The sequence below is a fragment of the Yersinia vastinensis genome (genome assembly GCF_044905075.1).
Classification (GTDB): domain Bacteria; phylum Pseudomonadota; class Gammaproteobacteria; order Enterobacterales; family Enterobacteriaceae; genus Yersinia; species Yersinia vastinensis.
The window spans coordinates 2,762,851-2,788,855 of record NZ_CP173260.1 but is presented as its reverse complement, the minus strand read 5'-3'; the positions used below and the strand labels follow the sequence as shown (position 1 = coordinate 2,788,855).

Sequence of the window (26,005 nt, the reverse complement as noted above, 5' to 3'; positions counted from 1 at the left end):
ATTAATCGCTCTCCATTTGGCCGCGCTGACGGGCGCGCTTATCCCGTTCGTTCTTAGCCAGCGCATTGGTCATCATTCGCTCGGCATCTTGTCGGCTCATGCCCGGTGGAATGGTTATCTTGATATCGTTGGTGGTAACACTGCTATCAACGATAGTGGTACCGGCATTAGCACTGACCGGCTGATAACCGCCATACAGCACGCCGCCACTGGGTGAATAGCCGCCCGCGTAAGGGTTATCTTTCGGGACTTTATCGGCCAGCCCGTCTGACTTGGTGTCAATAATGCCGAGCTTTTCCAGTACCCAATCAATGCCACTGCGCAGAGTGTTCAGCGCATCCATCGGCAGACTGAGCGCCGCCGCCAGCCCTTCGCCAAATAACTTGCCCGCGTTGGTGGCCGTGTCCAAGGTTTCCTGCGTAGCTTTGACCGGTTTAATCAGGTCAGTAAACCAGTTGGCAAGCTGTTTTACTTTGTCACTAAACCAGTTAAACACCGGCTTGAGCGGCTCAAAGGCGGCACTGATTGGCCCCATGGCAGCGGTAAACCCCTCGGCCACGCCCGCAATAAAGGCGCTGATAGGCTCCCAACATTTACGGATAAGCAGCCCACCGGCCACAATGACCGCGACCACGGCGGCTATCGGCCATGTCAGCGCGGTGAGTGCCGTGGCAATGGTTCCGGCCATCAGGGAAAACCCGGTACTGAGCAGGCTGGCCCCCGCCAACAACAGGTTAAATCCGGCCATCACCGGCCATGCAATTAACCCCAACGCACCCAGCCCAGCGACCAGCGCCAACGCTGCGCCGGTCACTTTGGTAATGGTGCCAACCAGTTCAGGGTTTTTCTTAGCCCATGCCGCCACCTTAACTAGCCAGCCGGTAGTGGTGACGGTCAGCTTACGCAGCGCGGAATCTTGCTTTTCAAAGACTTCAATTTCTAAGTCTTCCCATGCCGAACTCAGGTTTTTCAGGTCGCCGTCGAGGTTATCCATTCTGACCGTGGCGATAGATTGCGCGGTGCCATCGGCATTTTTCAGCTTACTTTGTTTCTCCGCCAGCTTGCCATTACCGGCAGCGGCCACCAGTTTCACCGCGCCTTTCATGGCTTCCTCACCGAATATCACTTTCAGGTATTCGGCTTGCTGCGCGGTGCCGAGCTTGTTCTTTTTAAACGAACGGTCAATATCTTTGAGGATTTTCTCTACCGGCAACATGTTGCCTTTGTTGTCGCGTGTCGTTATTCCCAGTTCACGCAAGGCTTCCGGCGCTTTACCGACGGGTGCCTGCAACCGGCTAAACACCGCGCTGGTACTGGTTCCGGCCATACTGCCTTTAATGCCGTTATCGGCCAGCACACCGAGTAACGCAGTGGTGTCTTCAATGCTGGCCCCGGCGGCCTCGGCAATCGGAGCGACATATTTCATCGCCTCGCCCAGCTCTAACAGGTTGGTGTTTGAGCTGGTAAAGCCTTTCGCCATCACATCCGAGACACGCTTAATCTGGTCTAACGGCAGGTTAAAGGCTGATTGCATGTTGGTGACAATATCGGCCGCCTCGGCGATATCCACACCAGACGCCAGCGACAGGTTAACCGTCGGTTCAGTTGCCGCCAGAATGGCGTCAGCGTCATAGCCGGAACGGGCCAGCGTGTCTTGGGTTCGTGCCACATCCGTCGGGGAAAATGCAGTGGAACCGCCGATATCCCGCGCCTGTTGGCGAATGGCCGCCAGTTTGGCGTCGTTTTTATCCAGCCCTAAAATCGCCTGCGTACCGGACATCTGGCTGTCAAACTCCATACCCGGCGCAATCAGTTTTGCCGCGCCATACAGTCCAGCCGTTGCGACGCCAAGACTGGCCGCGCCCACATTACGCACCGTAGCGGTGGCGGCCTTGCCTTTTTGATAACGCTGACTGATACGGTTGAGTTGTTCCTGTTTCTGGCTCAAGCGTTGCAACTCTTGGCGCTGGCGACTTAGCGCCACTGTCGCCTCGGCGGCACTACTGCGTAACCGGCGCTGTTCACTGCTCAGATTTTTGGTCGCGATACCGTCAGCATTGAGCGCATCACGCTGGCGCTGCACTGACTGGCGCAGCCCGTTGTATTTGGTTTGCAGTTCGGCTGCTGCGCGCTTGGCTCCCTCCATTAGTCGGGCTTGTTGGGCGGTGGGTTTCTCGGTGTTTTTAAAGGCAATAGCCAACGCCGCCGCGTCTTCTTTGGCTTTTTTCAATGCCTGCCCGGTGACGGCCAGTTGGCCGCTGGCCTTGCGGAAACCGTCAATCTTCGCCGCCTGCGCATCGAGCGATTTAATGCTGCTTTGCGTGTTGCGAATATCGCCAGTGAGGGATTTACTGGCGGTTTGAATCGCTTTAAATGGGCGGGTGGCTTGGTCTACGGCTTTGAGCAATACCTGTAGCTGTAAGCTCTTACTCATGGTTTACGGCTCCACTTCTTAGCAGGGCTTTATGACGCCAGCGCACCAGCTCGGTGAGACTCAAGGCCCAAAGCTCTGACGGCGGCCAATGAAAAATGGCGGCAATATCCGCCATCAGGTCGTCAACTTCCAATTTTGGGTCGAGCGTTACGCCCCCTGTTTCGGCGACAAAAAACCAATCACCTTGCCCGCCAGTGCCACAAGGTCTGGCAGTTCTAAACGGCCACATTCGGCGGCGGTCAGTGTCGGTGACGTGATACGGGGTAACACAATAATCAATGCATCCACATCAGAATGGGCGACATCTGACAGTCGCACCCCACGCAATGACCCTGCATTGGGACGATAAACTTCAATTTCAGTAATCAGGGTATCGCCACGTTTGAGTGGGGTTTCCAGTACCACCACATTCTCGTTAACCTCGGCGGCGGGTTCAGTTTTCGCAGTCACTTTTTTCATGGTTTTTTCCAATTAAATTAGGGAGGGCCAGCGGGTGAGCGCTGGCCGTCAGGGTTAGCGGCCAATGGCCTTGCGTTGGGCTTCCAGCAGATCTACGCCGTTAACGATTTCAATCAGGTTAACCACGTCAATCTCCATTACCACCTTGCCGTCAATGGTCAGCTTGTAGTAAGTGCACTGGGTGGATACCTTGGTTTCGGTGTCTTCTCCTTGCTTGGATTCGCCGCCATCAATCTCTTTATGACGACCACGGATTTCGACTTCTACTGCGGTGACTTCGCCGGTGTCGTCACGCTGATAAGCGCCCGCAAAACGCAGCGGAACCGCATCAACCTTGGGCGCGCCCCATTGCTGCAACACAAACTCGTCAAGACCGCCCATTGACCACTCCATGGATAACGCATCGTCATCCAGCCCCAAATCAATCGGCGCAACACCATTCATCCCGCCGCCGCGATAGTTCTCCAGCTTGCGCGTGAGTTTTGGCAGCGTAATTGAGGACACGATCCCCATGTAATCGCGGCCATCGTTAAACAGATTCATTAATTTCAACTTACGTGGCAGTGCCATAAATCAGGTTTCCTTAGCTGTTGACGGCAGCGGCAAAGTTCACCAGATATTTATCGGTGATGCGCTGGCGTAAGGTGAGGTCTTCCAGTGGTGGCACTGGCGTATAGTCGTAATCGATAAACAGCTTGCCTGCTTTCAGGGTGTCTTTATCGTTGGCGCTGTCGTCATACCAGCAAGCGCCGTCAATAATCAGCCCGGCAGATTTCATTTCGCGGAATTTGGCGTTGATACTGCCAATCATGTCTTTAACTAGCGTCGGGTGCATCGGGCGGTCAATCGCCCATAATTGCGCCTCGGCCATGGTGTCAGCCAGAATTTGGGCGGTGCGGGTGTAGTTCTCGAAAGCAAATAACGGATCATCAGAGCAGGTACGCGAACCCCAAAACTTGAAGCCGTCTTTACGGATGAGCGTTGTGACACAGGCTTGGTTTAGCAGGTCGGCATCTGTGCCAACGGTTTGCAAATCCCAGTAGACGCTGGCACTGATACCGGTGACGCCATTCACCCCGACGTTAGACAGGGTTTTATGCCAGCCCGTATCGTTGTCAATCTTGGCGCGCAGACCCAGCGCGCGGGCAGTCGCATAAGCAATATCGGTGCTATTCGCGATAGTGTTCCAGCTCAGAAAATCCGGCCAAATTAGCATCAGCTCACGCTGGCTGAAATTGTCACGGTACAAAATGGCTTCAGAAAGGGTTTTGCAGCCATAGGCGCTGATATAACCAAAGGCGCGCAGCTTCTGACAAATGTCCGCCAGTGCCGTCGATACCGCCAGATTATCCAGCCCCGGCACACCGAGAATGCGCGGGCGCACACCGGTGACTGATTGCGCATCTAATAACGCTTTCATGCCGGTGTAGCGGCCGTTCTCGTCAGCGCCGCCGATAATATTAGACGTGGTTTCGGCCTCATCTTTACCGGTAGCGACACGAACAACAATGGTCACTGGGCGGGCCTGTTCTGCGATGGCTAGCAATGACGCGGCCAGTGTGCCTTTTTTACCGGCCTTACCGGCGGCGGCTAACACATTGGTAATCAGTACCGGGGTGTTGAGGGGGAATGTTGCCGCGTCGGCATCCTCGCCGGTGCAGACCATGCCGACAATGGCAGTGGACACAGTGGAAATGACGCGAGTGCCGTCGTTGATTTCGATGACACGGACGCCGTGATGATAATCACCCATGGGGTAACTCTCCGTTGGTTAAGGGTGAGAGTATGGTGACGATTTACTGCGCGAGGGGCATCTGATAGGGGATGTGTGGTGGCTGGTACAACGAAAAAGCCCCGCAATCGGGGCAATAATAAAATATCACACAGGCAGCGGCGGCCAGACTGGCACCCGATAACCTTGATTCACCGCTTCCACCAATAGCCATTGCGGCAGGTCGGGCAACTCAATCAGCGGCCAGTTTTCCTGTGTCGGCCATGCGCGATAGGCCGCGCGGGTAGTGGTTAATTCGGTGCGCTCTGTTTTGGTCAACAGAGTATCGTTAATGGAATAATCGCTGACCATCATGGGGTCAGTTGCAGTAATAAAATCATCACGGTGAGAGCGGGCCTTGGCGGCAAGTTCATCGGCGGTTAATGATTGCAGTGGGGAAACATCTACCCAGACAGGCATTCCATCAACAGAACCACGCATCTTACCTGCTGGCGGCTCCCCTGTGTAAAGTGCAAATATATCCTCATCAACATCCACACCAGACTCGGGCCACATTCCTGCTTGTTTATAATCGTCCATGCTTGAATAAGGGAAAAATAGATTTTTAATATCACTGAATAAATATTTCATTTTATTTTCCTATCGCGATCCAATCAGTGCCGAGAGTGACGAGTGTATTTGAATTTAAGACCCAAACAGCAAATGAAAAGTTTGTTTTACCGTCCCCTAGTGGCCCCGTAAATGCTGAGTAACGCCCTGTTGGTGGGTTTCCAGCAGTAACAGGTAATAAAGCCAATGTGTAGCTGGCAGTGAATGGAATAGGGAAATTTATCAGCGCATAACCAGTATCAACACTGATTGCACGCCCCCTCTGAATAATGGTGCCATCTGGATATTTCACCCAACCACTGCCAGAAGTGAATGAATTCATGTCGGGTATTTGTCCTGTGCCCGTTCCGACATCTTTTGCCGCCGCCGTTCCACAGCCGAGATTAATTCTTGCGTTAGTCTTGGCAATTTCACCCTTGTTTTTAATTTCGATTAAGTCATTAACTACGCGGAGTGTATCGTCAAAGAGTGCAACACCTCTGGCGACACCAGAATTTAATTTAGCCGCACTGCCCAAGCCCAAAGCGTTAATGGCGGCCTGAATAAAAGCGGTATTCGCCAGTTGTTTTGTGTTATCTCCCGCCGCGGGTGTAGGGGTAGTTGGTTTACCCGTCAGTGCGGGGCTGGCTTTGGGTGCATACTGTGAATGCGGATCAACCGCTGCTAAATGTGCAGTCATCAATTCATCGGCATAGATTTTAACCTCAATCACCTTATCATCCACGTATTTACGCGTCGCCAATACCACCGACGGGTCGATTTTCAACGTAACCGCCGCCGTGCTGCTGACAATCAAAATCACCCGAATGGTTTGGGTGCGGCCGCTGCCCTCTTGCAGTTGCGGTTTATAGGTTTCGGCACAGTTGGCAATGGCAACCAAATCACCATCTTTATCCAGCAAGCCAATCTCCCGGATCCACCACCCGCCCTCAGTCTCAGGGATAACCTGTTCAGCAATAATCTGACTGGTGTTAATCGGGTCAATGGTCAGCATGTTAAGGGCGGCGCGGCGCTGCTCATTCACCAGTTGGGTTTGTGCCGGGCTAGGGGTCGGCAGGGTTCCGCCGCCATCCCCGACCGCCATTTGGGTTATCTCTAAGCGGGTGCCGAGGGCGGTGGCGTTCGCCAGCTTGGCCGCGCCGATATTGGTCAGTAAAGCAAAAAATTTTGCGGTCATGGGTTCACTCTCAGGTCATCAATAATATGGACGGCGGCGCTGGCGTAATCCTCGCCGGTCACGGTTATGGTTTCAGGTAAATACGGGTACACGGTCAGCTCGTCACCGCTGTAACTGCCAGCAGCTACATACAGCGGGCCGCTGCTGTCGAGGTTGATAGACAAACCGATTAAATGGCGGCTGCATGGCTTGGCGTCGTCTATCAGCCGCTCAAGCTCTTGATACATTTCTTCGGTAATGCCGGTTTCTAACACGCCCACATCAAGGCGAAAGGTTCCGGGGGTTTCGTTGGTCTTCCACCACTCGCGCACATTGATGAGATAACCCAATGGCTCAACCACCCGACGAATTGCGCCGATGGTGCCTTTGTGTTTGTGGACATACTGCGAGGAGTTCACCACCGCGCGTTTGGTGGTTTCCGGCCACTTCTCATCCCAGCGGTCAACCGACCACGCCCACGCCAGATAGGGCAACAGCGGCAATGGGCAGGTGTCGGCATTCCACAGCTGGCGAATGGGGACAGGGGTATTTTCCAGCTCGGCGCAGGCACGCGCGGCGGCCACTTCCAGCGCAGAGGAACCGACGGGCAATAAGCGGTCAGTCATCCGTCCCTCCGACAGTGATGGTGCTGCCGGTGCAATACGCGGCTTGGGTTTTATCCAGCACCACGTCGGCCAATGGGGCATTAATCACCGCCCGCTGGACACCCTCAACATGCAGCGCGGCATAAAGTGCCGACAGGCGAATGTCGCGACCAAGACGGCGCTGTGCGGTGACAAAGGCGGTCAGTTTTTTCTCGGCGGCCACCCGCACCGGCTCCGCTTCCGGCCCCGGATGCAGATAGAGCACCGCGTCAATCTCATAATCTTCAATCCGGGCGGATTGCACCGTCACCCGGTCAGCCACCGGCCGCGTGTTCTCATCATTCAGCGCGGCTTCAACTACAGCCAGCAACTCGGCCGAGGCTTCGCCGTTACCCTCACGCGACAATACCGTGACCGTGACACAGGCAGGGGTCGGACTGATTGCCGAGGCATCGGCCACCCGGCCATCAGCACTTTTTGCATGGTATTCATAGGCTCCGGTCGGCCCGGCGACACTCAAGCCCTCGAAAGCCTGTGGAATTCTCACCCGGAAATCACTGTCAGATTCCATCACCGCCTCAATCGGCGGAATGGCGGTGGGGTCTGCCGGGGTAATCACCAGCCGCGCAACGTTGTTATTCGCGCCGAGCTGGTCTAAATCGCTGCCGACGGCATAAGCCACCATCACCGCGCGGGCCGCATCATTGACACGCTGACGCAATATCACCTCACGGTAAGCGTTTTCCTGCAACAGCTTGACCAGCGGCTCCGATTCCAGCGATAGAGTGCGGGCCACAGCGGCGCGCTGTTCTTCTGGATACAGAGAAATCAGCGTCGCTTTGCGCTCGGCCAGCAGGGTTTCATAATCCAGTTCTTCCACCACAAACGGCGGCGGTAACAGGCTCAGGTCAATGGTTGCCATAGGGTCAGCTCACAGGAATAGTTAAAGAAAGGGGGGCCGCGCTGTCTGTGCGGGTGCCGGTGATATCAACCACCATTTTTCCGTCAAAGGTGGTATCAAAGGTGATGCCAGTCAGCTTGACCCTCGGCTCCCAGCGCAAAATAGCGCTGTAACTGGCGGCCATGATTTGCAGGCGCAGGGCCGGATTTTGCGGCTGGTCAATCAACTCCGAGAGCAGCGAACCATAGGCGCGACGCATCACACGTGACCCCACCGGGGTAATCAGAATGTCTGCAATTGACTGGCTGATATGGTCAGCGTCGGTAATGGTTTGCCCGGCGTTGCGGTTCATGCCGAGGTATTTTGCTGTGGTCATTGAATCCCCTCCGTATAGCTGCCACCGCGCTGCACTCCGCCGTGGTCATGCTTATCAACCACTACGCCATTAGATGAAAGTTTCCCGCCGGTATGCGTGATATTGCCGCTCATCTTGCCGCCTTGGGTCACATTCAAGGTGGCGGTGGTCAGGTTGTTAGTGCATTCCACTTCTGGTGTGTCTAAAAGGATTTTGACCGAGGCGGCACAGGTGATGTTGGGTGCGGTAACAGTGACCGAATCACCCGCATTGATAACCGCCGTTTTGATACCGTCAGCCAGCAACTCGCCGCTGTCCGGTTCATAGTGCAACGTGGCACCGTCAGGAAAAGCGAGATACAGGCCATTGGCCGAGGCCGACGGCGGCGGGAAGTCATCAGAGAAAATGCCCGGCAGCACAAAGGCGGTGTCCAGTTCGCCACCGAGGGACAATATCAACACCTGCTCACCCTCGGACGGTGCCCACCATGATCGCGATTGACCAGCGCGCAGCGTCAGCCAGTTTAACCAGCCGGTGGTATTGTCCCCAGTTGCCACACGGCACAGGGCTTGGTCGAGATCGACCTCGGCCACCGTGCCAATACGGACAAGGTTGCGCAGCAGGCGCAGAATTTCAGTGAGTTGAGTTTGAGTGTTCATGCTGAAAGGATGCCGCCCAACAGGTCAGGCGGCAATTTGTGCGGGTTTGTTCATCGACAGGACAACAGACACTCTACTTTGACAGGCTTTCCATCACGGCATGCTCGACAATGGCAATATCTTGCTGACTGAAACCGAGCAACGTCCGCTCGTCATACTGCACATCTTTGCTGTGCGCGTTTGGACGGTCACGCAGGCCAAAATGATGCACGGCCGCCATCCGTTCCACGCGTCCCGCAAATTCGACCACCGCCTCATCAGGGCTGCTGTTGGCTTTCATATAGCGCGTGGTGCGCAACTTGGCGAACATTTCCCGCTTAATCCGGCCCTTGGGTTTACGCAGTGATTGAGATTTACGGACAGCATACGGGGTGCCGTCTGGCGCTTGCTGGCGTTTAATACGTTGTTGCTGGCTGGCCCGCAGCCGTTTAGCAACAGTGACCGCCAGCGCTTTGCGCGCCTTGGGGGTCAGGTTGGCAATCAGCCCGGCCAGTGCATCATCAAAGGGTTTTAGCTCATTCATTTAATCCGCTCACCGTGGAAGTAAATTTCCGTTGGCCGGGGTATCGTCTCAAGCAATTGTGGCTCCAGCGCATGGTTAACATGCAGTGCGCCGTCTATCTCTTTCACAATGGCCCGCTCAGTCAGTTGCAGGTCGATACGGATATCACTTAGTACATCGCTAATGACATCAACCTTATGAATAAAGCCGGTGCGGCGCTTTTCTTCTGTTGCCATAATGTCCGGTTGATGCTCCCGCAGCCATGCCAGTATTGGCACAAAGAGATAATCAACATCACTGGGGAAATCCTCAATAAACAGTGTCAGCGTATATTGATTTTCAAAAGAGAGCGACGGGGCCAACGTTGAGACAATGCGCCCGCCATCAACAAACATTTTCAGCCGTTCCGGGTTAGTCTGTAACAGCGGCAGACTGTCGGTTAAGGCTTGGCGTAGCAGTTTGGGTTTTAACATGATGCTGTTCCTGACACTGTTTCACGGCTTCCACTTGCAGCCCGCAGGCCACCAATGCGGTTTCTAACTGGCGGATATCGGCACTTAAATCACCATTAACCGCCGGACTACTGCCCGGCAGCGGGCAACTGTTCACCGTCGGACAGCCAACGTAAATAATCGTTGGGGCTGGCGAACGCGGGGCGCTGGTGCAGCCGGATAACATCAGCAGGCAAAGCAGTATTAAACCAATCGCGTAGGACTTTATTTTCATTGAGTAACCTCTGTATTTTCTGTTCACGGGACAATGACAAAGTGCTGGCATGACTCAGTGATTGCCGTAATGCCCGCTCATTGTCTGCCTGTTGTCGGGCCTCATCTTGCAGGCGGGTGATCGCGTTGTCCCGGCTCTCAATCCCAGCGGATAAAGTGCCAATCACCAGTTGGGCGCTGTCTAAATCTTTTTTCAGATTATGGGCATGCCACGCCAGCAGCCCCATCATCGAAAGGTATAAAATGACTATTGTGCGCATATCAGACCCCGCTCAGGCAGTGTGTTTGTTCAGTGGTGCGGCGACGTTCCAGCCCTTTGCTTTTCACGCCGTTGACATACACCCAGCGCGGCAACTGATTGCAGGCGCTGCGCCAGTCGCCCTTGTTGACATAAGAGGCTAGCGTCGAGCGACAAGCCGCACCGGTGCCGACGTTAAAGGCAAACGATACCACCGCGTCATACACCGGTTGCGGCATAACAAGCGGCATACACACCGCTATTGCCCGCTCAACCCGCTGCACGTCAGCCACCAGATTGACCGCCACCTGTCGCTCACTGATAACGCTGCCCGGCTTCACTCCGGCGGTGTGACCGATGCCGTTTGTCCAAACGTTGGCGCTGCATTGGTAGGCGTTGAGCTGGCAGCCCTCATAATCGGCAATCAGTTTTAGCCCGGCAGCCGATGTTTTTAAGGTTTGGTAATTTGGCAAGGTGGCGGCCAGTGCCAGAATGACCCCGACCAGACAGCGCTTAACGATTGAGTTCATCGAACACCTCCCGCCTAATACTCAGTTCTTTCAGCAAGAAATAACTCTTGCGCCGGTAATACCAGTTAATAAGACAGGTCGCCGCAGCAGCCAGCGCCGCCACATAAAACGCAATATCTTGCGGACTCAGTGCGCCAATAAACGCTAACAGCAGCGCAAAAACATACGCTAATGCAGAGCTGATTTTCTCCATTTTCAATCCCATAATTGAACGGTTTCACGTTGGGCCGCCGGGGCCATGTCGGGTAACTCCACCGGATAGCCGTGGGGCAGAATGGCCCCCAGTTCCGACAGCCCCGGATTTGCGTCATAGACTTGCTCAAGCACATCTTGTGTGCGGCCGTAATGCCGCCAGCACAGTGCGTCGAGCGTGTCGCCTTGCAACGCGTAAACCCGCATCAGATAAGGCCAATAATGCTGTGGGACTTACCGGCAATGTTACGAATGCTAATCCGCGCATCACGCCACAACTCATCAACCGTGCTTTCAATGGCCTCCGCACGTTTATCACCGCGCGCGCTGGCGTCATAACCGCGATAACGCTCGGCCAGCAGTGCGGCCGTAATGGCACAGACTGCCCGCTGGTACTCGGCCAACAGGATGCTTTCACCGTCCAGTTGCTCGGCTTGCACCTCGGCCAGTGTTTTAAAACCAGTCGCCATCTGGTCACGGCGGTACTCGTACAGTTCGGCGTTAACCTCGGCGATTGCGCCCTTGATGGTAAAACGCAGGCGCTCGGCGGTGACGGTTCCCTCAAGGCGCAGCAATTCGCGCAGTTTTATCGGGTCAACCGCAGGCCAGAAAAAGGTATTTTCAATCACCGGCTCGGCCGTCTTGTCGGGCCGAGGCGCGGGGATAACAACAGTGGTGGTCATGGCAACCTCAATATCAGAATGGGTGGGCGGTGGACGACGGCGTTAACAAGATGAATGCTGTTGCGGCCATCGTGCCGCCCGGCTCGGGGAGCGTTCGGGTTAGCGGCTGGCGGCGTTCTTTAACTTCACGGCCAACCGCTCAATGTCTTTCTTGACGCCACAACCGGTGTGTAGCTGGAGTGCGCGGTGAAGATGGGACAGGGCCAGTTCGCCCCGCCCACTGTCACGCAACACATAACCGGTCATTTTGTGCAGTTTGGCCCGCACTTGGTCGGGCATGTCCTCGTCTTCCATCAGCTCAATGGTTTGCAGCAGATGGTCAACATCAACCGGTTTACCGGTGGCATAAGCGCGCCCGGCCGACTCGGCCACTTCCTCGGCAATCAGGTAAGCTGTCGAGCGGGTAAAGCGGTCGGTTGGCACTAATTGATAACGCAGGGCATAGCGGGCGATATCCAGTGCACCGGGGATATCCCCAGCGTCCAGACGCCAAATCATGACCGTCATTAGAATGGCGTCCTGCGCGCCTTTCCCCTCACTCAACACGCCCGACACCCAAGGCTGGTAATCCGGCAAGAGTTGGCGTTTCAGCTCGGCTTTACGCTCGTTTGAACGTACTTGTTTCAGCTTGCGCTTATCTTCATTGAGCTTGAGCAACATCAGCTCGTAGCCGGTGGCGTGGCGCAGCGGGTTATCCCGCTGCTGTGAGGCGGCAATGGCCGACTGTTGGATAAAGTGGCGGCGCGCAGGACTGGACATGGCTTATTTTCTCCCTTTGGTGGCCGGTGCTTCGGTCGTGCTTTCCGTCGCGGCCTGCGCGTCGGTGGTGGCTTCCGGTTGGGTTTCATTCGGGTTAGCTGCAACGTTCACCGCCGCCATAATCGCAGCCGCTAGGCCGTCATAGTTCGGGGCATCGGATACCATCAGCGCACTTGCACCCATGACGGTTTCACCGCCATTTTTTGCAGATAAAATCTCGATATTCTCCACCAGACAACCGCAGGCATAATCTTCCACCACGTAATCCTGTTTAATGGATTCGTAGTTTTCGATGCGGTCACGCTTGGCGTTCTCATCGATATGACGGCGGTGCGAGTCTTCCAGCCAGTAAATAGACAGGTTATCGAGGCGAGTAATAAGGAATGCGTTTGCCGGGAAGAACGGCACACGGATGGCCGGTAAGTTACCGATACGCTTTTGGCTGATAATCAGGTCAGCGGCGAGGGTTTCGCTGTTCTCCTGCTCTTTATTGACGATAGGAAAATACTTATCCTGCATCAATTGACGCCCCGTAATGACCACTAGCTCAGGGTCTTCCTGATGCCATTCAGCAATCATGTTATTGGTGGCATCCATGACCAGCGCGTCCAGATTGACGTAATCACCGCCATGACCGACGCGAATTTTCTCTGATACAACCTCGCCATCATCGCCGATGACTTTGCTCATCACGCGAGTTGGCGCATTAGTGCGGTATTTTTGCAACCAGCCCGGCGCGATATCCTGCAACAATGGATTCAATGCACGGTTAGAGGTTTTGGCGCGGTGAGTGCCATTGAAGCCCGCCATGATGCGGTCAAGCGCTTGACGCTTGATAATGGCGTCGCGTAAACGGGTCTGGAAATCCTGATAACGCGCCCACAGGTCAAGGGTGTTATAGCGGATGTGGAAATCGTAGTTCACCTGTTCACAGAAATACTTCTCACTGTCCAGTGAAGCAAACTCGGCGGTTTCGCGTTCGTCGCCGCCGTCAGTATCGGTGGTGCTGGCAACCGAACCATTGACGCCAAGGCCGACCTTTTCGGCTGTCAGCTCAGATACCGGCACAATATTGATACGGCTCAGAAACTCTGAGGACTCTTGAACGCGGGTCATGATGGTTTGCGTGACGGAGGGTTCGACATTGAATTTTTTATTCAGGTCGCCGGTTTCTACCCCGTTCAGCTCGGCTTGACGGGTCAGATAGGCATTAAATTTAAAACGGGTTGCTGGGCGCATAATAATCCTGATTCAGTTAAATAACGTGTTAATGAAATAGCAAGTGGCCGCACAACCGGCGGCCAGTGACCCCAACTAGCAGTCGGTCAATACATCGTTTTGATTGTTGCCGCCGGTGGATTCCGGGCGCTTGGTCTGGCTAAAGTTTTCAGTGATAGAAAGTTTGGTTTCTAGGGACGTAACCCCTTGCTTTTCCTTTTCGATGCTCTGTTTCAGCTCTGCTACTTGGTCAGCAAGTTGCTTCTCGATGGACGTAAAGCGGGCTTCAATGGTTTCGCTATGCCCCTGCACATGCTCCGCCACCGCGTTTACAGCCTCATGCACATCATTGAAACGCGCATCGTCGGTTGCCTGTTTGCGACTGAATACCGACTTCACCATGTTGAGTAAGGTGACGCCCGGCTCGGCCACGTCTTCAAATTCCAGTTGCACTTCAACTGCCGCAGAGAAGAAGTTATCCGGGTTAGATTTACGGGCGGCCAGTGGGTTGTGTTTGGCTTTGGCGCTGAACTCCAGCATTTCAGTGCCGAGGCTGGCGGGGTCATCGGTCACGGCCAGCCCGACCAGATAGGCTTTACCGGTATTGGCAAAGTTCGGGCTAATTTCCATGGAGGTATAAATTTTCTGTAGGGCTTTGTTCATCTGCACCAAATCATCGGTTGGGCTGATTTGGGCGAACAACGCACGCTTACCGTTCAGGATGGAATCGTCTTCAATGGTTTCCGCTTTAAGTGCTGAAACATCGCCATAACGGCGGAAAGTGCTGTCAGGGGAGTAACTTTTCAGATGTTCCAGATTGATGCGGCAACCGTAGACGCGTGGGTCAAATGACTCGGCCATCTGGTTGATATCGTCGGCGTCAATTACTCGCCCGTCACAGGTATCACCCTCAACGCCGATACGAAACCATTTTGATACTTTCTTAGCCATAAGTGGCTGCTCCATTCAGTGTGATTATGATTATTCGGTTCGGGGCTTAGTTTCCTGATGTATGGCGGCAGCAACAACGAAAGCCAGTTGTGACGGGGCTGGCACAACAGCGAGGACGCGCAGAGGGTCGGGCTGGTCGCGTAGCCTAATGGCATGAATACGACACCGAGCACCATTATCAGCGACCCACGGCGACAGGCGGCTTTGCTTTACTGGCAGGGCTTCTCTGTGCGCCAAATCGCAGACCAGCTAGCCCTGAAATCGCCGACTGTGCAGAGCTGGAAGAAGCGCGACGGATGGGACGCCATTGCGCCCATTTCCCGCGTGGAAACCAGTATGGAAGCGCGGTTGATTCAGCTCATCATGAAAGACGCCAAAGAGGGGCGGGACTTTAAAGAGATTGACCTGTTAGGCCGCCAGATTGAACGGCTGGCGCGGGTGAACCGCTACAGCCAGACCGGCAGCGAAGCTGATTTAAATCCGAATGTGGCGAACCGCAACAAAGGGGAGCGCAAGACCCCGGATAAAAATCTGTTCAGTGAAGCTGGGATTATAAAATTAGAGTCTATTTTCCATGAAAATATCTTTGATTATCAGCGTAATTGGTTTGAGGCCGGACTCACTCACCGTATCCGCAACATCCTGAAATCGCGCCAGATTGGGGCCACCTTCTTCTTTGCCCGCGAAGCGCTGCTGGACGCCATCAAAACCGGACGTAACCAGATATTCCTGTCCGCCAGTAAGGCACAGGCGCATGTGTTCAAAAGCTACATTATCGACTTTGCCCGCATGGTTGACGTTGACCTGAAAGGCGACCCGATGGTGTTACCGAATGGGGCGCGCCTGTTCTTCCTCGGCACGAACGTGCGCACCGCGCAGAGCTACACCGGCAATCTCTATCTTGACGAATATTTCTGGATCCCCAAGTTTCAGGAGCTGCGCAAAGTCGCCAGCGGCATGTCATTACACAAAAAATGGCGTACCACCTATTTCTCCACGCCGTCGAGTCTGGCGCACAGTGCCTATCCGTTCTGGTCTGGTGAGCTGTTCAATAAAGGCCGCCGCAATAAATCCGACCATATCCAACTGGATTTAAGCCACAGCCATTTGGCCCGTGGCGCGTTGTGTGATGATGGTCAGTGGCGACAGATTGTGACGGTGGAAGATGCACTGGCGGGCGGTTGTAACCTGTTTGACCTCAACCAGCTTTCACTGGAATACAGCCCGGCCGAATATCAAAACCTGTTGATGTGCGAATTTGTGGACGATCAAGCGTCCGTCTTCCCGTTCGCCGAGTTGCAAGCTTGTATGGTCGACAGTTTGGAAGAGTGGGAGGACTACAACCCGTATTCGTTGCGGCCGTTTGGTTATCGCCCTGTGTGGATTGGTTACGACCCGTCCGAGGCCAACGGCGGTGATAGCGCCGGTTGTGCAGTGATTGCACCGCCATTGGTGCCGGGTGGCAAGTTTCGCGTATTGGAGCGCCACCAGTGGAAAGGAATGGATTTTGAAGCGCAGGCCAAACATATCGAAGAATTGACGCATAAATATTGTGTGGAATACATCGGTATCGATGCGACCACTGTCGGCCAAGGCGTTTTCCAGTTGGTGCGCCAGTTCTTCCCGGCCGCAAGGGAAATCAAATATACCCCTGAAATCAAAACCGCCATGGTGCTGAAAGCCAAGCACACCATTAATAACGGCCGTCTGGAATATGACACCGGCCACACCGATATCACCCAGTCATTTATGGCTATTCGCAAAACCATGACCGCCAGCGGTAAGAGTTCGACTTATGTTGCCAGCCGCAGCGAAGAAGCCAGCCACGCCGATGTGGCGTGGGCGATTATGCACGCCCTGCTAAATGAACCCCTTACTGCCATTAATGGCAGCCACAGCCCGAATATTTTGGAGTTTAACGGATGAGTAAGCGCAAAGGCCGCAAGGCATTGAATCGCCCGACAACCAATCACACCGCCAGCCAACAGCAGCCGGTGGAGGCGTTCACCTTTGGCGAACCCTCCGCCGTGCTGGATAAGCGGGAAATTCTGGATTACATCGAATGCACCGGCAACGGGAAATGGTATGACCCGCCGATTAGCTTTGACGGGCTGGCGCGCAGCTTCCGGGCGGCAGTGCATCACAGCTCACCGCTGTATGTGAAACGCAACATACTGGCAAGCACTTTTATCCCTCACCCAATGCTCAGTCAGCAGGCATTTAGTCGCTATGCGCTGGATTATCTGGTGTTCGGCAATGCGTTTTTAGAGCTGCGCCGTAACCAACTGGGCGCGCCCCTGCGTCTCGACCCCAGTCCGGCCAAGTACACCCGCCGTGGATTAGAAAAAGATTGCTATTGGTTTGTGCAGAACTGGAAAGATGAACACCTGTTCGAAGCCGGGAGCGTTTTCCACCTGATAGAACCGGATATCAATCAGGAGCTTTACGGCCTGCCGGAATATCTCAGTGGCTTAAATTCGGCTTGGCTCAATGAAGCGGCCACGCTGTTTCGTCGTAAGTATTACCAGAATGGCGCTCACGCGGGATACATCCTGTATATGACTGATGCGGCCCAAAGCAGCAGCGATATTGAGGCGATGCGTAAAGCGATGCGCGACACCAAAGGGTTAGGCAACTTCCGCAACCTATTTATGTACGCGCCTAATGGCAAAAAAGATGGTATCCAGATTTTACCGTTGAGCGAAGTCGCCACCAAAGATGATTTTTTTAATATCAAGAACGCCACCCGTGACGACTTGCTTAGTGTGCATCGGGTGCCACCGCAGATGATGGGGATTATTCCCAACAATACTGGCGGTTTCGGTGACGTGGCGAAAGCCTCACAAGTGTTTGTCCGTAACGAGTTAACGCCGTTGCAAGAACGATTGAAAGAGGTGAATGACTGGATAGGGGAAGAGGTGATCCGATTCAAACCTTATGAACTGATAAGCGAGGAATAATATGGGATGCAAAGCGCCAACACCACCGCCATATAAACCCGGCGACACAGTGAAGAGGCCCGCGCCACCGCCGCAGCCACCGCAAAAATACAAAACGAAAAAAGGAATAATTATGGAAACTCAAACTAACCACAAAATCACAGCGCAACTGGCTGTTGATATTCTTAATCAAGCGTTGTCACTTGACCCGGATTGTATTACTGCGCTGGTATCGCATCGAATAGAGTGTAACGCAACGTTAGCCCATGACTCTGAGGTGATGTGTGGTATGTCTAAAGACAAATACATGACTGGCGCGCTTGGCGTTATCAACTCACTGGTTACAGACGGCTTTGTCGCTGCACTGTATACAGATGAAAAAAAGCTGGCAGCGTTTCAAGTTTGCAAATAGTTAATTGATATTTTTGAATATCATAGCCGCCGAACCGGGCGGCTTTTTCATGCCCGAAAAGTAGCAATTCCAACACCTCGCGCCATACGCCACCAGACGCCCGTCACGCCCTCACACCTCATGAACACGCATTGATTCCCAACCCAACCGAACGCAGCACCACGGCCCGCCCAAGATCGATAAATAAGGGTAGCAAAACCCTTTGCGCGCAATGCTATCCCCGCCACGCCTGCGCGCTTTGCAGGTCGCATTTCATGCACTTGCATGATCCATTGAGATCCGCGTCGGGACTGGTGCTAGCTGGGAAAATGGAGGGCGGGATCAACATGCGGAATCATGCACTATATGCATGCATGGCCCACATTCAGCGAACAGGCCACACACGCAACATATTATGGGGGATTTATCAGTGCGATTTTTTAACGTCAGCGTTATAGAAAATCTCATCATAATTTTGGTTCGCGACTATCTGGCTGGTCAGGTCTGATATCAACGACATGGCGACAAGAAACTCACTATTACTGCACTGTGCAACTTGCGAAACTTCAGCAATAAATTTAATTCTTGATAGTGTTAGTTCTTTTTTATCAACGGGTTCCATGCAGGTTCCTTATTATACTGTATTTATGTACAGTATCGATTAAAATATTATGTTGGTCAATACTGTATGCAGTTATTTAGCCTAATCAGATTATTGTGACGCGATATATTCAGTAAAAATAATCCTATGTGACGCGTCACAATGGTTTAATTGCGCTAATTAATAGGCTGTTAATGCCTTTGGTCTGCCAGCAAGCAGCCTCACCCCGCAAACAGCATCCATTAGGATCGCCCGGCAAGGTATCGCCACATTTTCCGCAACGTTGTTTACCCATCTCGGCCAGTTGCTCTTTTAGTCGCAAGTTATCTTGCCGAATAAGCAGCGCGATATATTCTGGTAAATCATAGGCTGGTCGGAACAGACGCCGGGCGACCATGCCCTCGTTCAGCATGGCGAACTCTTCCGGCTCAAGTCGGGCGCGAATTTCATTGATACCGGCAGATTTATCACGCTGGCGCTGTGCCTGTTTACGGGCGGTTGCATCGGTTTTAGTCATGGTTTTCCTCACAGGTAGATTAATCATCGAATTCCGGCCAGTCGGACAGGGCCGGATACTGAATAACAATGTCGCCGAACGTCATTTTTGCCCCACGCGCTAACGATTCCAGCTCCCAGCGTTGGACGCTGATATCTTTCAGCAGTAAATCATTGCGGATTTGGGGAATGCGCTGGCGTTCTTCGCGGGTTAAACGGGCCGATGGCGCAATAAGGCGGCCTTTCGTAGGGTCATAACTGCGTTGCATCTTACTGATCGTTGGCTGTTTCTCTTTAACGCGGGCCACAATCGCCTTTACGGCGGCAGTGTCCGACCAGTCAATAACGGCGTCCGGTGGGTATTCCATCGCCGCCACAGGCGTTTTAGCCTGCCCGTTGGGGTCATTTGGCGCTTGGGTGTTTCCACCTAACCCACAGTTATTGACAGGACTCCGAGGCGCGCCAGAGGCGCTTTTCAAAGTCAAAAGCTCAACGTCAACCGCACCAGCAACGATGCGCCATTGGGTTGTGCGGGTTTCATGAATATGGTCAGCGCCCAAATGCGGCGCGTAGATACCGACGACTTTCTGCACTTCTTCATCGTAGGCGTTGAGTTCATCGGCGACGCGCTTGGCTAACCGGACGGTCTGATTGCCGCAATTGGTGCCACCTTGCGCCATGATGTAGGCAGCAAAATCACCCTCATCAGCCGCATGGCGCACAGCTTCCACGGTTTCGTCGAAAGTCTCGGCCAGACTAATAGAACGGATACGGCGACACTCGCGATAGACTCCCATGGAGGGAAGCCCAATCGGGCGAAACTGAGGGATGCGCCACGTTGCCGCCCACGCCGTCACCGCCGCAGCGGAATCGGTTAGCAGCTCACCGGTTTCATGGTCACGTTCACCCTCAAGCGCATAGCCGTCGATATTCTTGGCAATGTATTTAGCGATGTAGCCAGCGGCTCCGCCTTTGTTCATGTGCTTACACTCAAAGCGATATTTAGCGGCACCGCGCTCGTCACCATCTTCTTTCAACGCATAGCGGCGCATGATGTCGATTACCTGCTGGCGCTGGCGGCGTTGGCAAAACAGCATCATGTGCCAGTGCGGCGTACCGTCATGGTGTGGCTCAACTACGCGCATTCCGTAGACACTTAATTCGTTGTCTTTAAAGGCGGTGCGCATCTTGCTCCAAATCTTGCAGAGATAGCGCTGGCCGTCTTTGGGTGAATAGGCTTCATCATTCCACTTATGATTAAGCTGGACTTTCTCATTGTCGCCTTTCCCAACAACGCGAGTCGGGTGATATTTGGATGGGGTGGTGATGGTCAGGAACATACCGACGTGCTTTTGTTCGGCAGCATATTTCTCGGTGAAAGCGATGGTGTTCATCAACTCCATACGGCGAATTTCTGGATTAGAAATACTCGCCATCACCTTATCAATCAGGTCGATGCGCTCACCGGTTTCAATATTTTCTAACTGGCAGCTTTTGAGATATTCCAAATTAGACTGGCGACGGGCGAACACTTCGCGGATAGCCTGCTTACTGGCATAAGAAGATGCTGAAATATCCCGGCTAACATTACCGACAGCAATCAATAACGCTTCCCGCCAGCGGGTGCGCTGTGCTTTGAGTTTGCGCTCCCACCATTCAGGATTAACCAGACGTGATAGGCTGGCGATAGCAGAGGTGATATCTAACCGGTCTTTCAGGTATTTGCGCCAGTGCATCGGGGTGACGTGGAAAGCATGAGCGAATCGCCCCAGCTTGCCGAAAACTCGCCTCTGTGTGCCTGACTCCAACAAAATGGAACGATCACCCTGATTGTTCGTGATGCACTGATCGCAATAATGGTTAAAGAACACCCTAAACTCGTCAGCAATTTGACGGGCCAAGCGGCGCAGCTCTTTATCGTGCAGCCCCGGTAATTTGTCATAGTCTTCTGGCTCTAGCGAAAATTCCCGCAGGTACTTGGTATCCATGAAATTCTTGGTATTAACCACATGGAGGCGCGGCCAGATACGCTGTTCAAAAACAAAAATCAGCCACTTATTCGCGGCGTGTAGTCCCTTATTGGCTAAGAGAAAAGTGTGGCGGGAAATGAACTGGTCACGCAGGAAATGCGGCAGATTATTAATTTTGTCTAAAACAGCTTGCCCCTGAATCAGTTGTTCACGGGTAAGCGGTCTTTCCGGCCCGGATATTGCCGGGCGTGGAGCGTTCCATGGATAAGACCATTGAGTAACAGCAGCACCGCTGCCCGGATAAGGCAACGGCGGAGTTGGGGTAATACGACCACGCATATTATTAATGCTGGTCATAAGACTGAGTGATTATGTGCTCAGCGATTTGATTAAGCAGCTCCGCCGCTTCTACACCACTCAATTCTCGGTTTAGAATTTGATTAGCAATCTCATCCAAACGAAATGAAACCAGCGCGGCCTGATTTTTTCTTTCATCCATGCGCGCTTCATTGAGTATTAGCTCCATTGATTCAACAGACATCATTGTGACTGAGCGGTCACTGCCCGGCTTGGCCGGGTCTACGCCCATCCATATATTTTGGGTTGTATTCTGCATAGATAATTCCTGTTTTTAGGCAATACGAAACCCGGCGAGTAGAACGCCATATATTGCGGTTATGATTAATTAATAATATTCAGAGTGCAGTCATCATTACTGACAAATGACGGTAACGAACGAGTAAACTCAATTAAGTAATTCAACGTTTCAACAACAGACTCTCTTTCTGCTGGCGTTAATTCTGAAAATTGCATATTCACATGACGGCTTTTTAACCCGGCATGAAAACAGATTGTTTTACGCAAATGTGCCGGTGATTTATCAAAAGCCTCCTGAGCAATATTCTTTCTATTACGTAAATATTTTTCTTTAATTTCAGCAATACGAGCAATGCCCGTCATTCTCAATTTTTCAGCTTCTGTTAATTGCAGCATATATCCCCCAATCAACGCCCGAACAGACGACGTAATATTGGCGTCCTCTTTGCAGAGGACAATTCTTGTAAAAGCGCCTTTTGATTACTTCCCGGCTTCCAGCGCTGGCCGTTCCTCAACTCCAGCACACCATGACCGAAATGGCGCAGGTTTACCGGGCTTTGCTGTTTTAACAATGGGGCAATAGAAATAATCATAAAGACACCTCAACTCAAACCGGCGACAGCACTCAAGCCGCTAATAACATCAACGGTTGAAGCAAGCGCAGGGGTTGACTGAATGCGCGCCTGCACAGTCAGACCAATCAGTGACAGATGGCGAATCGCAGTATTGACGCTATCCAGCAGAGCAGATTTGCTGAATGCTGTTTTGTGATTACCTTGCACCGCAGCGGCAGCAATCGAACCCACAGCGGCTGTAGCATGTAGCGCATAAGTCGGGATATTGCCGGGGCAGGCTTCATTGACTGGCACAGATGGCATGCAATTGATTTGTGACAGCAGACCGTCTAATAACGTTGGGTCTTCGGTCAGGTCGGTGATGCGTAACAGCTCGTCTACGGTCAAACGGTGCGGCTGATCGGGGTTCAATTTATTCCGTAGAACCTGCGCCGCAATCCCTGCGTTTGCTGCCAGCTCGACTAAGTTGTGCTTTAACGCAAACTGGCGGCAGGCGTTATCAAAGTGCGGATGTTTGGACACTGAAAAATCAAACATGGCTTACTTCCTCACATATGCCGACAATTAGTTGGCAAATTTGAATATCGAACATTACTGGTTTGCCGCTTCTTTAGTGAGAGCGATCATATTTACGAGAACCTTTTCCATTTTGCGAACTTTCTGGCGGATAGGTAAACGACCATCTTTCACCATGCCACGACAGGTTTCATAAGGGATTCCGCTCAATTTTGAGAACTCAGTGAGTGACAAATAGGGAGACGTAACTGTTATTGCAAGGTTCTGATTCATAGGGCATCCTGTTTGATGGTGGTTAATATAGGTATTGGTGGGTATTTGCCATCAATTCACGAATTAAACTATGCATATGCGAGTATGTAAAGGGGTTTTTGCGAGCGTGGATGATAAAAAACTAAGCGGCGGGATTGCAGCAGTAGAAAGAATGATGCAAGCCTATGGTTTTAAAGTACAAAGAGAATTAGCGACTTATCTAGGTGCAGGAACGGGAACAATCAGCACTTGGATCAAACGTGATTACTTTCCGGGCAAAGAGATTGTGCTCTGTGCTTTAGAAACAGGTGTTTCATTACATTGGCTTGCAACTGGTGAGGGTGAACCTCAGGAACCGGTTAAACCTGCCGCACATGAAACCGCAAAATCTATTGCTCATAAAAGCCTTGAAGATGGCTTGCTGATAGATGCATCCCCTGTATTGCTTGATTCAGAATTATTGCCTGTTCAGATTATTGAACCTGAATTAATTTCATTCCCTAATGAGAAACGCTATTTTCTAGTCGAACGTCAATTTAAAAATGTTGCTGACGGCCTTTGGTTGATTGAAAAAGCAGGTGTGACCTCGATTAGCAATATTGCTCGTTTACCCGGTGATGTATGGCGAATCAATGATGTCAATTGGCCGGTTAGTGAGGTTAATATACTGGCGAAAGTTGTCGGTGAAATTACGGGCTATTAGTTCTAGAACAGTTATTAAGGAAGTGCAATGAAGTTACATAATCTTACTGTTAGCAAATTATTTAATCGTCTAGATTATCGCCTGTCATTTGAAAATGATATTATAACTATAATAACAGGGCCTAATGGTTATGGAAAAACTATACTGTTAAAAATAATAAACAATTTCATGACGAAGAATCTAAAGTTTTTTTTTGAAATTAAATTCGATTTCATTGAACTTGGATTCTCTGATTTTAATATTAGATTAACTATTGTAAATAATATATTAAATGTGGAAAAGATAGATTTAACAACAAATGAAGTTAATACTTATAAATTTATTAATGATATTATAAATGAACGTGATTTCGTTGAAGCATTTGAAGCTCAAAATGGAAATTTAGTAAAAAAGAGGTTTATAAAAAGAAGTGTTAAAAATAGTACCTATCTTGAAGAATTAAACTATGATCTTGGATTAGAGCATATTGACGATCTTAAATGGCTAGATAAAATCATTGAAGACACTGAAACTACTTTTATAAAAGCTCAACGATTGGAAACATCAAGTAATAGTCGCGACATGGGGAAAAGAACGGAACTAACTATAAAGAGTTTTTCTAAAGCCTTAGCAAGAAAAATAAGAAGAGCCTCAATGATATCTTCTAATATTGCTCAAAAATTAGATTCTACCTTTCCTAGACGCCTTTTTGAATTTTCTCAAGAATATAGAACACCAGATTCAATTGAAGATCGCTTGTTAGGCTTACAGCGTACACGAAACAATTTTATAAGTTATGGGTTACTTGAATCTGATAAAGAAAATGACTCTCATATTCCTAGTCATAGTGGTTTAGATAAAGCCTATATGAGTGTATTAAGCCTCTATATTGAAGATGCATTAGAGAAACTAAAACCATACAATGAGTTATATAATAAAGTTGATTTATTTGTTTCATTGTTAAATGAAAAAATGTTGGCATTTAAAAGTGTAAAAATTAGTCATGATAGAGGTTTTTACTTCATTAGCGATGGTGGTGAAGAAATAGAACTTGAAAATTTATCTTCAGGTGAACAAAATCAAATTGTGCTATTTTATGATCTAATTTTCAACACTAAAGAAAACTCCATAGTTCTTATTGATGAACCAGAAATATCATTACATGTTGCTTGGCAAAAAGAGTTTCTTGATAGTTTGGGTAAAATATTAAAAGTTAATCATATAGATAAAGTAATAATCGCCACACATTCACCACAAGTCATCAATGGTAAATGGACTCTAACCATTGATTTATTTAAAGAAATCAACGGTGAACGATAATGAACTCATTGCAAAATACTTTATCTACAGAGGATTGGATCGATACAACTATTTTGTTATTTCAGCATCCAAAGTATAATAATAAAGCATTCTTTATAGTCGAAGGCGATAGTGATGTTGGTTTTTTCAAAGGTATATTCTCAGATAAGGAATTGCATTTTGATTCTCCGTGCTGTGGAAAGCCTGAAGTGATAAAGGCTGTATATAAGTTAAGGGGATATAATCATGAAAATGTATATGGCATTTGTGATTCGGATTTTGACTTTATCAGTGGAAAAATAAAAGAATACGAAAATAAAGGTTTAATTTTCACTGATTATCATGATGTTGAAATGATGTTGGTTAACTCAAATTCATTTGATAAATTCTATCATGAATTTACTAAACTTGAAGTTTGTAAGCACAATGAGATTAGTAGTGATGATGTAAAAAATAATATTTTTGATGCTGCTTATAAAATTGGATTATTAAAGTGGATCAACTATGATTTTGGGTTGTTACTTAATTTTAAAAGTATGAGATATGCGGATTTTATAGAGGTTGAGGATTTCAGTATTTCATTCAACTTTAACAATCTACTTCACTCAGTTATAGGTAGAAGTAAAAGTTTCACAAGTGCATTAAGCATTGAGGAAATTAAAGTAAAATATCGTGAATACGAAGGAAGAAATGCTGAAAAACTCCATATTTGTAATGGGCATGATTTTTCTAACATCCTTGCTTTAGTATATAAACAAGAGTTGTCTAAAGACAGAAATATGAACCAAGACAGAGTTGAGTCTCATTTGAGAATGGGGTATCCCAAAGAAATATTTTATAATACTGACCTATATAATAACATGAAAGAAATATTTACCTCATACGGAGTCGATGTGTAGTCACTTGTAATTTAATTTACAAGTTACACGATTTTGTTTGATGAAAGTAAAATCAAACATTGACTACTGTTTTTATATACA

General features: G+C 50.7%; 36 protein-coding genes. 6 read left to right on the top strand and 30 right to left on the bottom strand.

Features of this window, described 5'->3' with window-relative positions; genetic code table 11:
* Position 1 precedes the first annotated feature (1 nt).
* The 22 genes from ACIOG0_RS13030 to ACIOG0_RS12925 all read right to left on the bottom strand — a co-directional run bounded on the left by ACIOG0_RS13030 (position 2) and on the right by ACIOG0_RS12925 (position 14,708).
* Positions 2–2,434 carry a phage tail tape measure protein gene (locus tag ACIOG0_RS13030; RefSeq protein ID WP_404704862.1) on the bottom strand — a complete coding sequence of 811 codons (2,433 nt, stop codon included), beginning with the start codon at positions 2,432–2,434 and terminating at the stop codon, positions 2–4.
* Complete coding sequence (locus ACIOG0_RS13025) at positions 2,427–2,549, bottom strand: GpE family phage tail protein (RefSeq protein ID WP_004875948.1); 123 nt, start codon at positions 2,547–2,549, stop codon at positions 2,427–2,429. The genes ACIOG0_RS13030 and ACIOG0_RS13025 overlap by 8 nt, the downstream gene beginning before the upstream one ends.
* A gap of 32 nt (positions 2,550–2,581) precedes the next feature.
* Positions 2,582–2,893 (bottom strand): phage tail assembly protein, encoded by a 312-nt coding sequence (locus ACIOG0_RS13020; protein ID WP_145590748.1) that lies wholly within the window; start codon positions 2,891–2,893, stop codon positions 2,582–2,584.
* Positions 2,894–2,947: 54 nt separating this feature from the next.
* Positions 2,948–3,463 carry a phage major tail tube protein gene (locus ACIOG0_RS13015; protein WP_108087336.1) on the bottom strand — a complete coding sequence of 172 codons (516 nt, stop codon included), beginning with the start codon at positions 3,461–3,463 and terminating at the stop codon, positions 2,948–2,950.
* A gap of 13 nt (positions 3,464–3,476) precedes the next feature.
* Positions 3,477–4,646: a phage tail sheath protein gene (locus ACIOG0_RS13010; RefSeq protein ID WP_404704861.1), complete on the bottom strand. Its 1,170-nt coding sequence runs from the start codon at positions 4,644–4,646 to the stop codon at positions 3,477–3,479.
* A 126-nt stretch (positions 4,647–4,772) separates the two neighbouring features.
* A complete protein-coding gene (locus tag ACIOG0_RS13005; RefSeq protein ID WP_404704860.1) occupies positions 4,773–5,255 on the bottom strand; it encodes a phage tail protein in 483 nt (160 codons plus the stop codon).
* A gap of 1 nt (position 5,256) precedes the next feature.
* Entirely contained in the window at positions 5,257–6,411 is a 1,155-nt protein-coding gene (locus ACIOG0_RS13000) for a phage tail protein (RefSeq protein WP_404704859.1), read from the bottom strand.
* Positions 6,408–7,016: a phage tail protein I gene (locus ACIOG0_RS12995; RefSeq protein ID WP_404704858.1), complete on the bottom strand. Its 609-nt coding sequence runs from the start codon at positions 7,014–7,016 to the stop codon at positions 6,408–6,410. Before ACIOG0_RS12995 ends, ACIOG0_RS13000 begins: the two co-directional genes overlap by 4 nt.
* Positions 7,009–7,917 carry a baseplate J/gp47 family protein gene (locus tag ACIOG0_RS12990; protein ID WP_404704857.1) on the bottom strand — a complete coding sequence of 303 codons (909 nt, stop codon included), beginning with the start codon at positions 7,915–7,917 and terminating at the stop codon, positions 7,009–7,011. The genes ACIOG0_RS12995 and ACIOG0_RS12990 overlap by 8 nt, the downstream gene beginning before the upstream one ends.
* Positions 7,918–7,921: 4 nt before the next feature.
* Positions 7,922–8,272, bottom strand: a complete 351-nt coding sequence (locus tag ACIOG0_RS12985) for a GPW/gp25 family protein (protein WP_088130140.1) — start codon at positions 8,270–8,272, stop codon at positions 7,922–7,924.
* Positions 8,269–8,910 (bottom strand): phage baseplate assembly protein V, encoded by a 642-nt coding sequence (locus ACIOG0_RS12980; RefSeq protein WP_167311473.1) that lies wholly within the window; start codon positions 8,908–8,910, stop codon positions 8,269–8,271. The genes ACIOG0_RS12985 and ACIOG0_RS12980 overlap by 4 nt, the downstream gene beginning before the upstream one ends.
* A 73-nt stretch (positions 8,911–8,983) precedes the next feature.
* A complete protein-coding gene (locus tag ACIOG0_RS12975) occupies positions 8,984–9,433 on the bottom strand; it encodes a phage virion morphogenesis protein (protein WP_049610372.1) in 450 nt (149 codons plus the stop codon).
* Entirely contained in the window at positions 9,430–9,885 is a 456-nt protein-coding gene (locus ACIOG0_RS12970) for a phage tail protein (RefSeq protein WP_049610369.1), read from the bottom strand. The genes ACIOG0_RS12975 and ACIOG0_RS12970 overlap by 4 nt, the downstream gene beginning before the upstream one ends.
* Positions 9,824–10,090, bottom strand: a complete 267-nt coding sequence (gene lysC, locus ACIOG0_RS12965) for an Rz1-like lysis system protein LysC (protein ID WP_049610368.1) — start codon at positions 10,088–10,090, stop codon at positions 9,824–9,826. The genes ACIOG0_RS12970 and lysC overlap by 62 nt, the downstream gene beginning before the upstream one ends.
* Positions 9,993–10,367 carry an Rz-like lysis system protein LysB gene (gene lysB / locus ACIOG0_RS12960; RefSeq protein WP_404705048.1) on the bottom strand — a complete coding sequence of 125 codons (375 nt, stop codon included), beginning with the start codon at positions 10,365–10,367 and terminating at the stop codon, positions 9,993–9,995. Before lysB ends, lysC begins: the two co-directional genes overlap by 98 nt.
* Positions 10,368–10,398: 31 nt before the next feature.
* The gene (locus ACIOG0_RS12955) at positions 10,399–10,905 is read right to left on the bottom strand and encodes a lysozyme (RefSeq protein ID WP_404704856.1); all 507 of its coding nucleotides are present in this window, start codon (positions 10,903–10,905) and stop codon (positions 10,399–10,401) included.
* A complete protein-coding gene (locus ACIOG0_RS12950; RefSeq protein ID WP_019079970.1) occupies positions 10,889–11,098 on the bottom strand; it encodes an HP1 family phage holin in 210 nt (69 codons plus the stop codon). The genes ACIOG0_RS12955 and ACIOG0_RS12950 overlap by 17 nt, the downstream gene beginning before the upstream one ends.
* Positions 11,099–11,100: 2 nt before the next feature.
* A complete protein-coding gene (locus ACIOG0_RS12945; RefSeq protein WP_020282765.1) occupies positions 11,101–11,304 on the bottom strand; it encodes a tail protein X in 204 nt (67 codons plus the stop codon).
* Positions 11,304–11,780, bottom strand: a complete 477-nt coding sequence (locus ACIOG0_RS12940; RefSeq protein ID WP_404704855.1) for a head completion/stabilization protein — start codon at positions 11,778–11,780, stop codon at positions 11,304–11,306. Before ACIOG0_RS12940 ends, ACIOG0_RS12945 begins: the two co-directional genes overlap by 1 nt.
* 99 nt (positions 11,781–11,879) lie before the next feature.
* Complete coding sequence (locus ACIOG0_RS12935) at positions 11,880–12,539, bottom strand: terminase endonuclease subunit (protein WP_404704854.1); 660 nt, start codon at positions 12,537–12,539, stop codon at positions 11,880–11,882.
* 3 nt (positions 12,540–12,542) lie between these two features.
* Positions 12,543–13,778: a phage major capsid protein, P2 family gene (locus tag ACIOG0_RS12930; RefSeq protein ID WP_404704853.1), complete on the bottom strand. Its 1,236-nt coding sequence runs from the start codon at positions 13,776–13,778 to the stop codon at positions 12,543–12,545.
* 75 nt (positions 13,779–13,853) lie between these two features.
* On the bottom strand, positions 13,854–14,708 hold the full coding sequence (locus tag ACIOG0_RS12925) for a GPO family capsid scaffolding protein (RefSeq protein WP_404704852.1): 855 nt from the start codon (positions 14,706–14,708) through the stop codon (positions 13,854–13,856).
* A gap of 153 nt (positions 14,709–14,861) precedes the next feature.
* Between ACIOG0_RS12925 and ACIOG0_RS12920 the strand changes: the two genes are divergently transcribed.
* The 3 genes from ACIOG0_RS12920 (at position 14,862) to ACIOG0_RS12910 (ending at position 18,059) form a co-directional block, all read left to right on the top strand.
* Complete coding sequence (locus ACIOG0_RS12920) at positions 14,862–16,634, top strand: terminase ATPase subunit family protein (protein WP_404704851.1); 1,773 nt, start codon at positions 14,862–14,864, stop codon at positions 16,632–16,634.
* Positions 16,631–17,668 (top strand): phage portal protein, encoded by a 1,038-nt coding sequence (locus ACIOG0_RS12915; protein ID WP_404704850.1) that lies wholly within the window; start codon positions 16,631–16,633, stop codon positions 17,666–17,668. The genes ACIOG0_RS12920 and ACIOG0_RS12915 overlap by 4 nt, the downstream gene beginning before the upstream one ends.
* 112 nt (positions 17,669–17,780) lie before the next feature.
* Positions 17,781–18,059, top strand: coding sequence for a hypothetical protein (locus tag ACIOG0_RS12910; protein ID WP_404704849.1), 279 nt, complete (start codon positions 17,781–17,783; stop codon positions 18,057–18,059).
* Positions 18,060–18,465: 406 nt separating this feature from the next.
* Here the strand turns inward: ACIOG0_RS12910 and ACIOG0_RS12905 are convergent, their stop codons facing one another.
* The 8 genes from ACIOG0_RS12905 to ACIOG0_RS12870 all read right to left on the bottom strand — a co-directional run bounded on the left by ACIOG0_RS12905 (position 18,466) and on the right by ACIOG0_RS12870 (position 23,065).
* Positions 18,466–18,660, bottom strand: a complete 195-nt coding sequence (locus ACIOG0_RS12905) for a hypothetical protein (protein WP_057648228.1) — start codon at positions 18,658–18,660, stop codon at positions 18,466–18,468.
* A 136-nt stretch (positions 18,661–18,796) separates the two neighbouring features.
* On the bottom strand, positions 18,797–19,156 hold the full coding sequence (locus ACIOG0_RS12900) for a hypothetical protein (protein WP_404704848.1): 360 nt from the start codon (positions 19,154–19,156) through the stop codon (positions 18,797–18,799).
* A gap of 19 nt (positions 19,157–19,175) precedes the next feature.
* Complete coding sequence (locus ACIOG0_RS12895) at positions 19,176–21,461, bottom strand: replication endonuclease (RefSeq protein ID WP_404704847.1); 2,286 nt, start codon at positions 21,459–21,461, stop codon at positions 19,176–19,178.
* Positions 21,448–21,720 (bottom strand): DUF2732 family protein, encoded by a 273-nt coding sequence (locus ACIOG0_RS12890; RefSeq protein ID WP_099466132.1) that lies wholly within the window; start codon positions 21,718–21,720, stop codon positions 21,448–21,450. Before ACIOG0_RS12890 ends, ACIOG0_RS12895 begins: the two co-directional genes overlap by 14 nt.
* A gap of 65 nt (positions 21,721–21,785) precedes the next feature.
* Positions 21,786–22,097: a hypothetical protein gene (locus tag ACIOG0_RS12885; protein ID WP_033853530.1), complete on the bottom strand. Its 312-nt coding sequence runs from the start codon at positions 22,095–22,097 to the stop codon at positions 21,786–21,788.
* Between the two features lie 11 nt (positions 22,098–22,108).
* Positions 22,109–22,294, bottom strand: a complete 186-nt coding sequence (locus tag ACIOG0_RS12880; RefSeq protein ID WP_099466131.1) for a phage filamentation protein Fil family protein — start codon at positions 22,292–22,294, stop codon at positions 22,109–22,111.
* Positions 22,295–22,303: 9 nt separating this feature from the next.
* The gene (locus ACIOG0_RS12875) at positions 22,304–22,813 is read right to left on the bottom strand and encodes a phage regulatory CII family protein (RefSeq protein ID WP_050124300.1); all 510 of its coding nucleotides are present in this window, start codon (positions 22,811–22,813) and stop codon (positions 22,304–22,306) included.
* Positions 22,814–22,867: 54 nt separating this feature from the next.
* Positions 22,868–23,065: a hypothetical protein gene (locus ACIOG0_RS12870; RefSeq protein ID WP_014609005.1), complete on the bottom strand. Its 198-nt coding sequence runs from the start codon at positions 23,063–23,065 to the stop codon at positions 22,868–22,870.
* 70 nt (positions 23,066–23,135) lie between these two features.
* Between ACIOG0_RS12870 and ACIOG0_RS12865 the strand changes: the two genes are divergently transcribed.
* Genes ACIOG0_RS12865 through ACIOG0_RS12855 form a run of 3 tightly spaced genes read left to right on the top strand, consistent with a single transcriptional unit; the run spans position 23,136 to position 25,924 of the window.
* Positions 23,136–23,747: a phage repressor protein CI gene (locus ACIOG0_RS12865; RefSeq protein WP_099466129.1), complete on the top strand. Its 612-nt coding sequence runs from the start codon at positions 23,136–23,138 to the stop codon at positions 23,745–23,747.
* Between the two features lie 27 nt (positions 23,748–23,774).
* A complete protein-coding gene (locus ACIOG0_RS12860) occupies positions 23,775–25,046 on the top strand; it encodes an AAA family ATPase (protein ID WP_099466128.1) in 1,272 nt (423 codons plus the stop codon).
* Positions 25,046–25,924 (top strand): DUF4435 domain-containing protein, encoded by an 879-nt coding sequence (locus ACIOG0_RS12855; RefSeq protein WP_011192233.1) that lies wholly within the window; start codon positions 25,046–25,048, stop codon positions 25,922–25,924. The genes ACIOG0_RS12860 and ACIOG0_RS12855 overlap by 1 nt, the downstream gene beginning before the upstream one ends.
* Positions 25,925–26,005 lie beyond the last annotated feature (81 nt).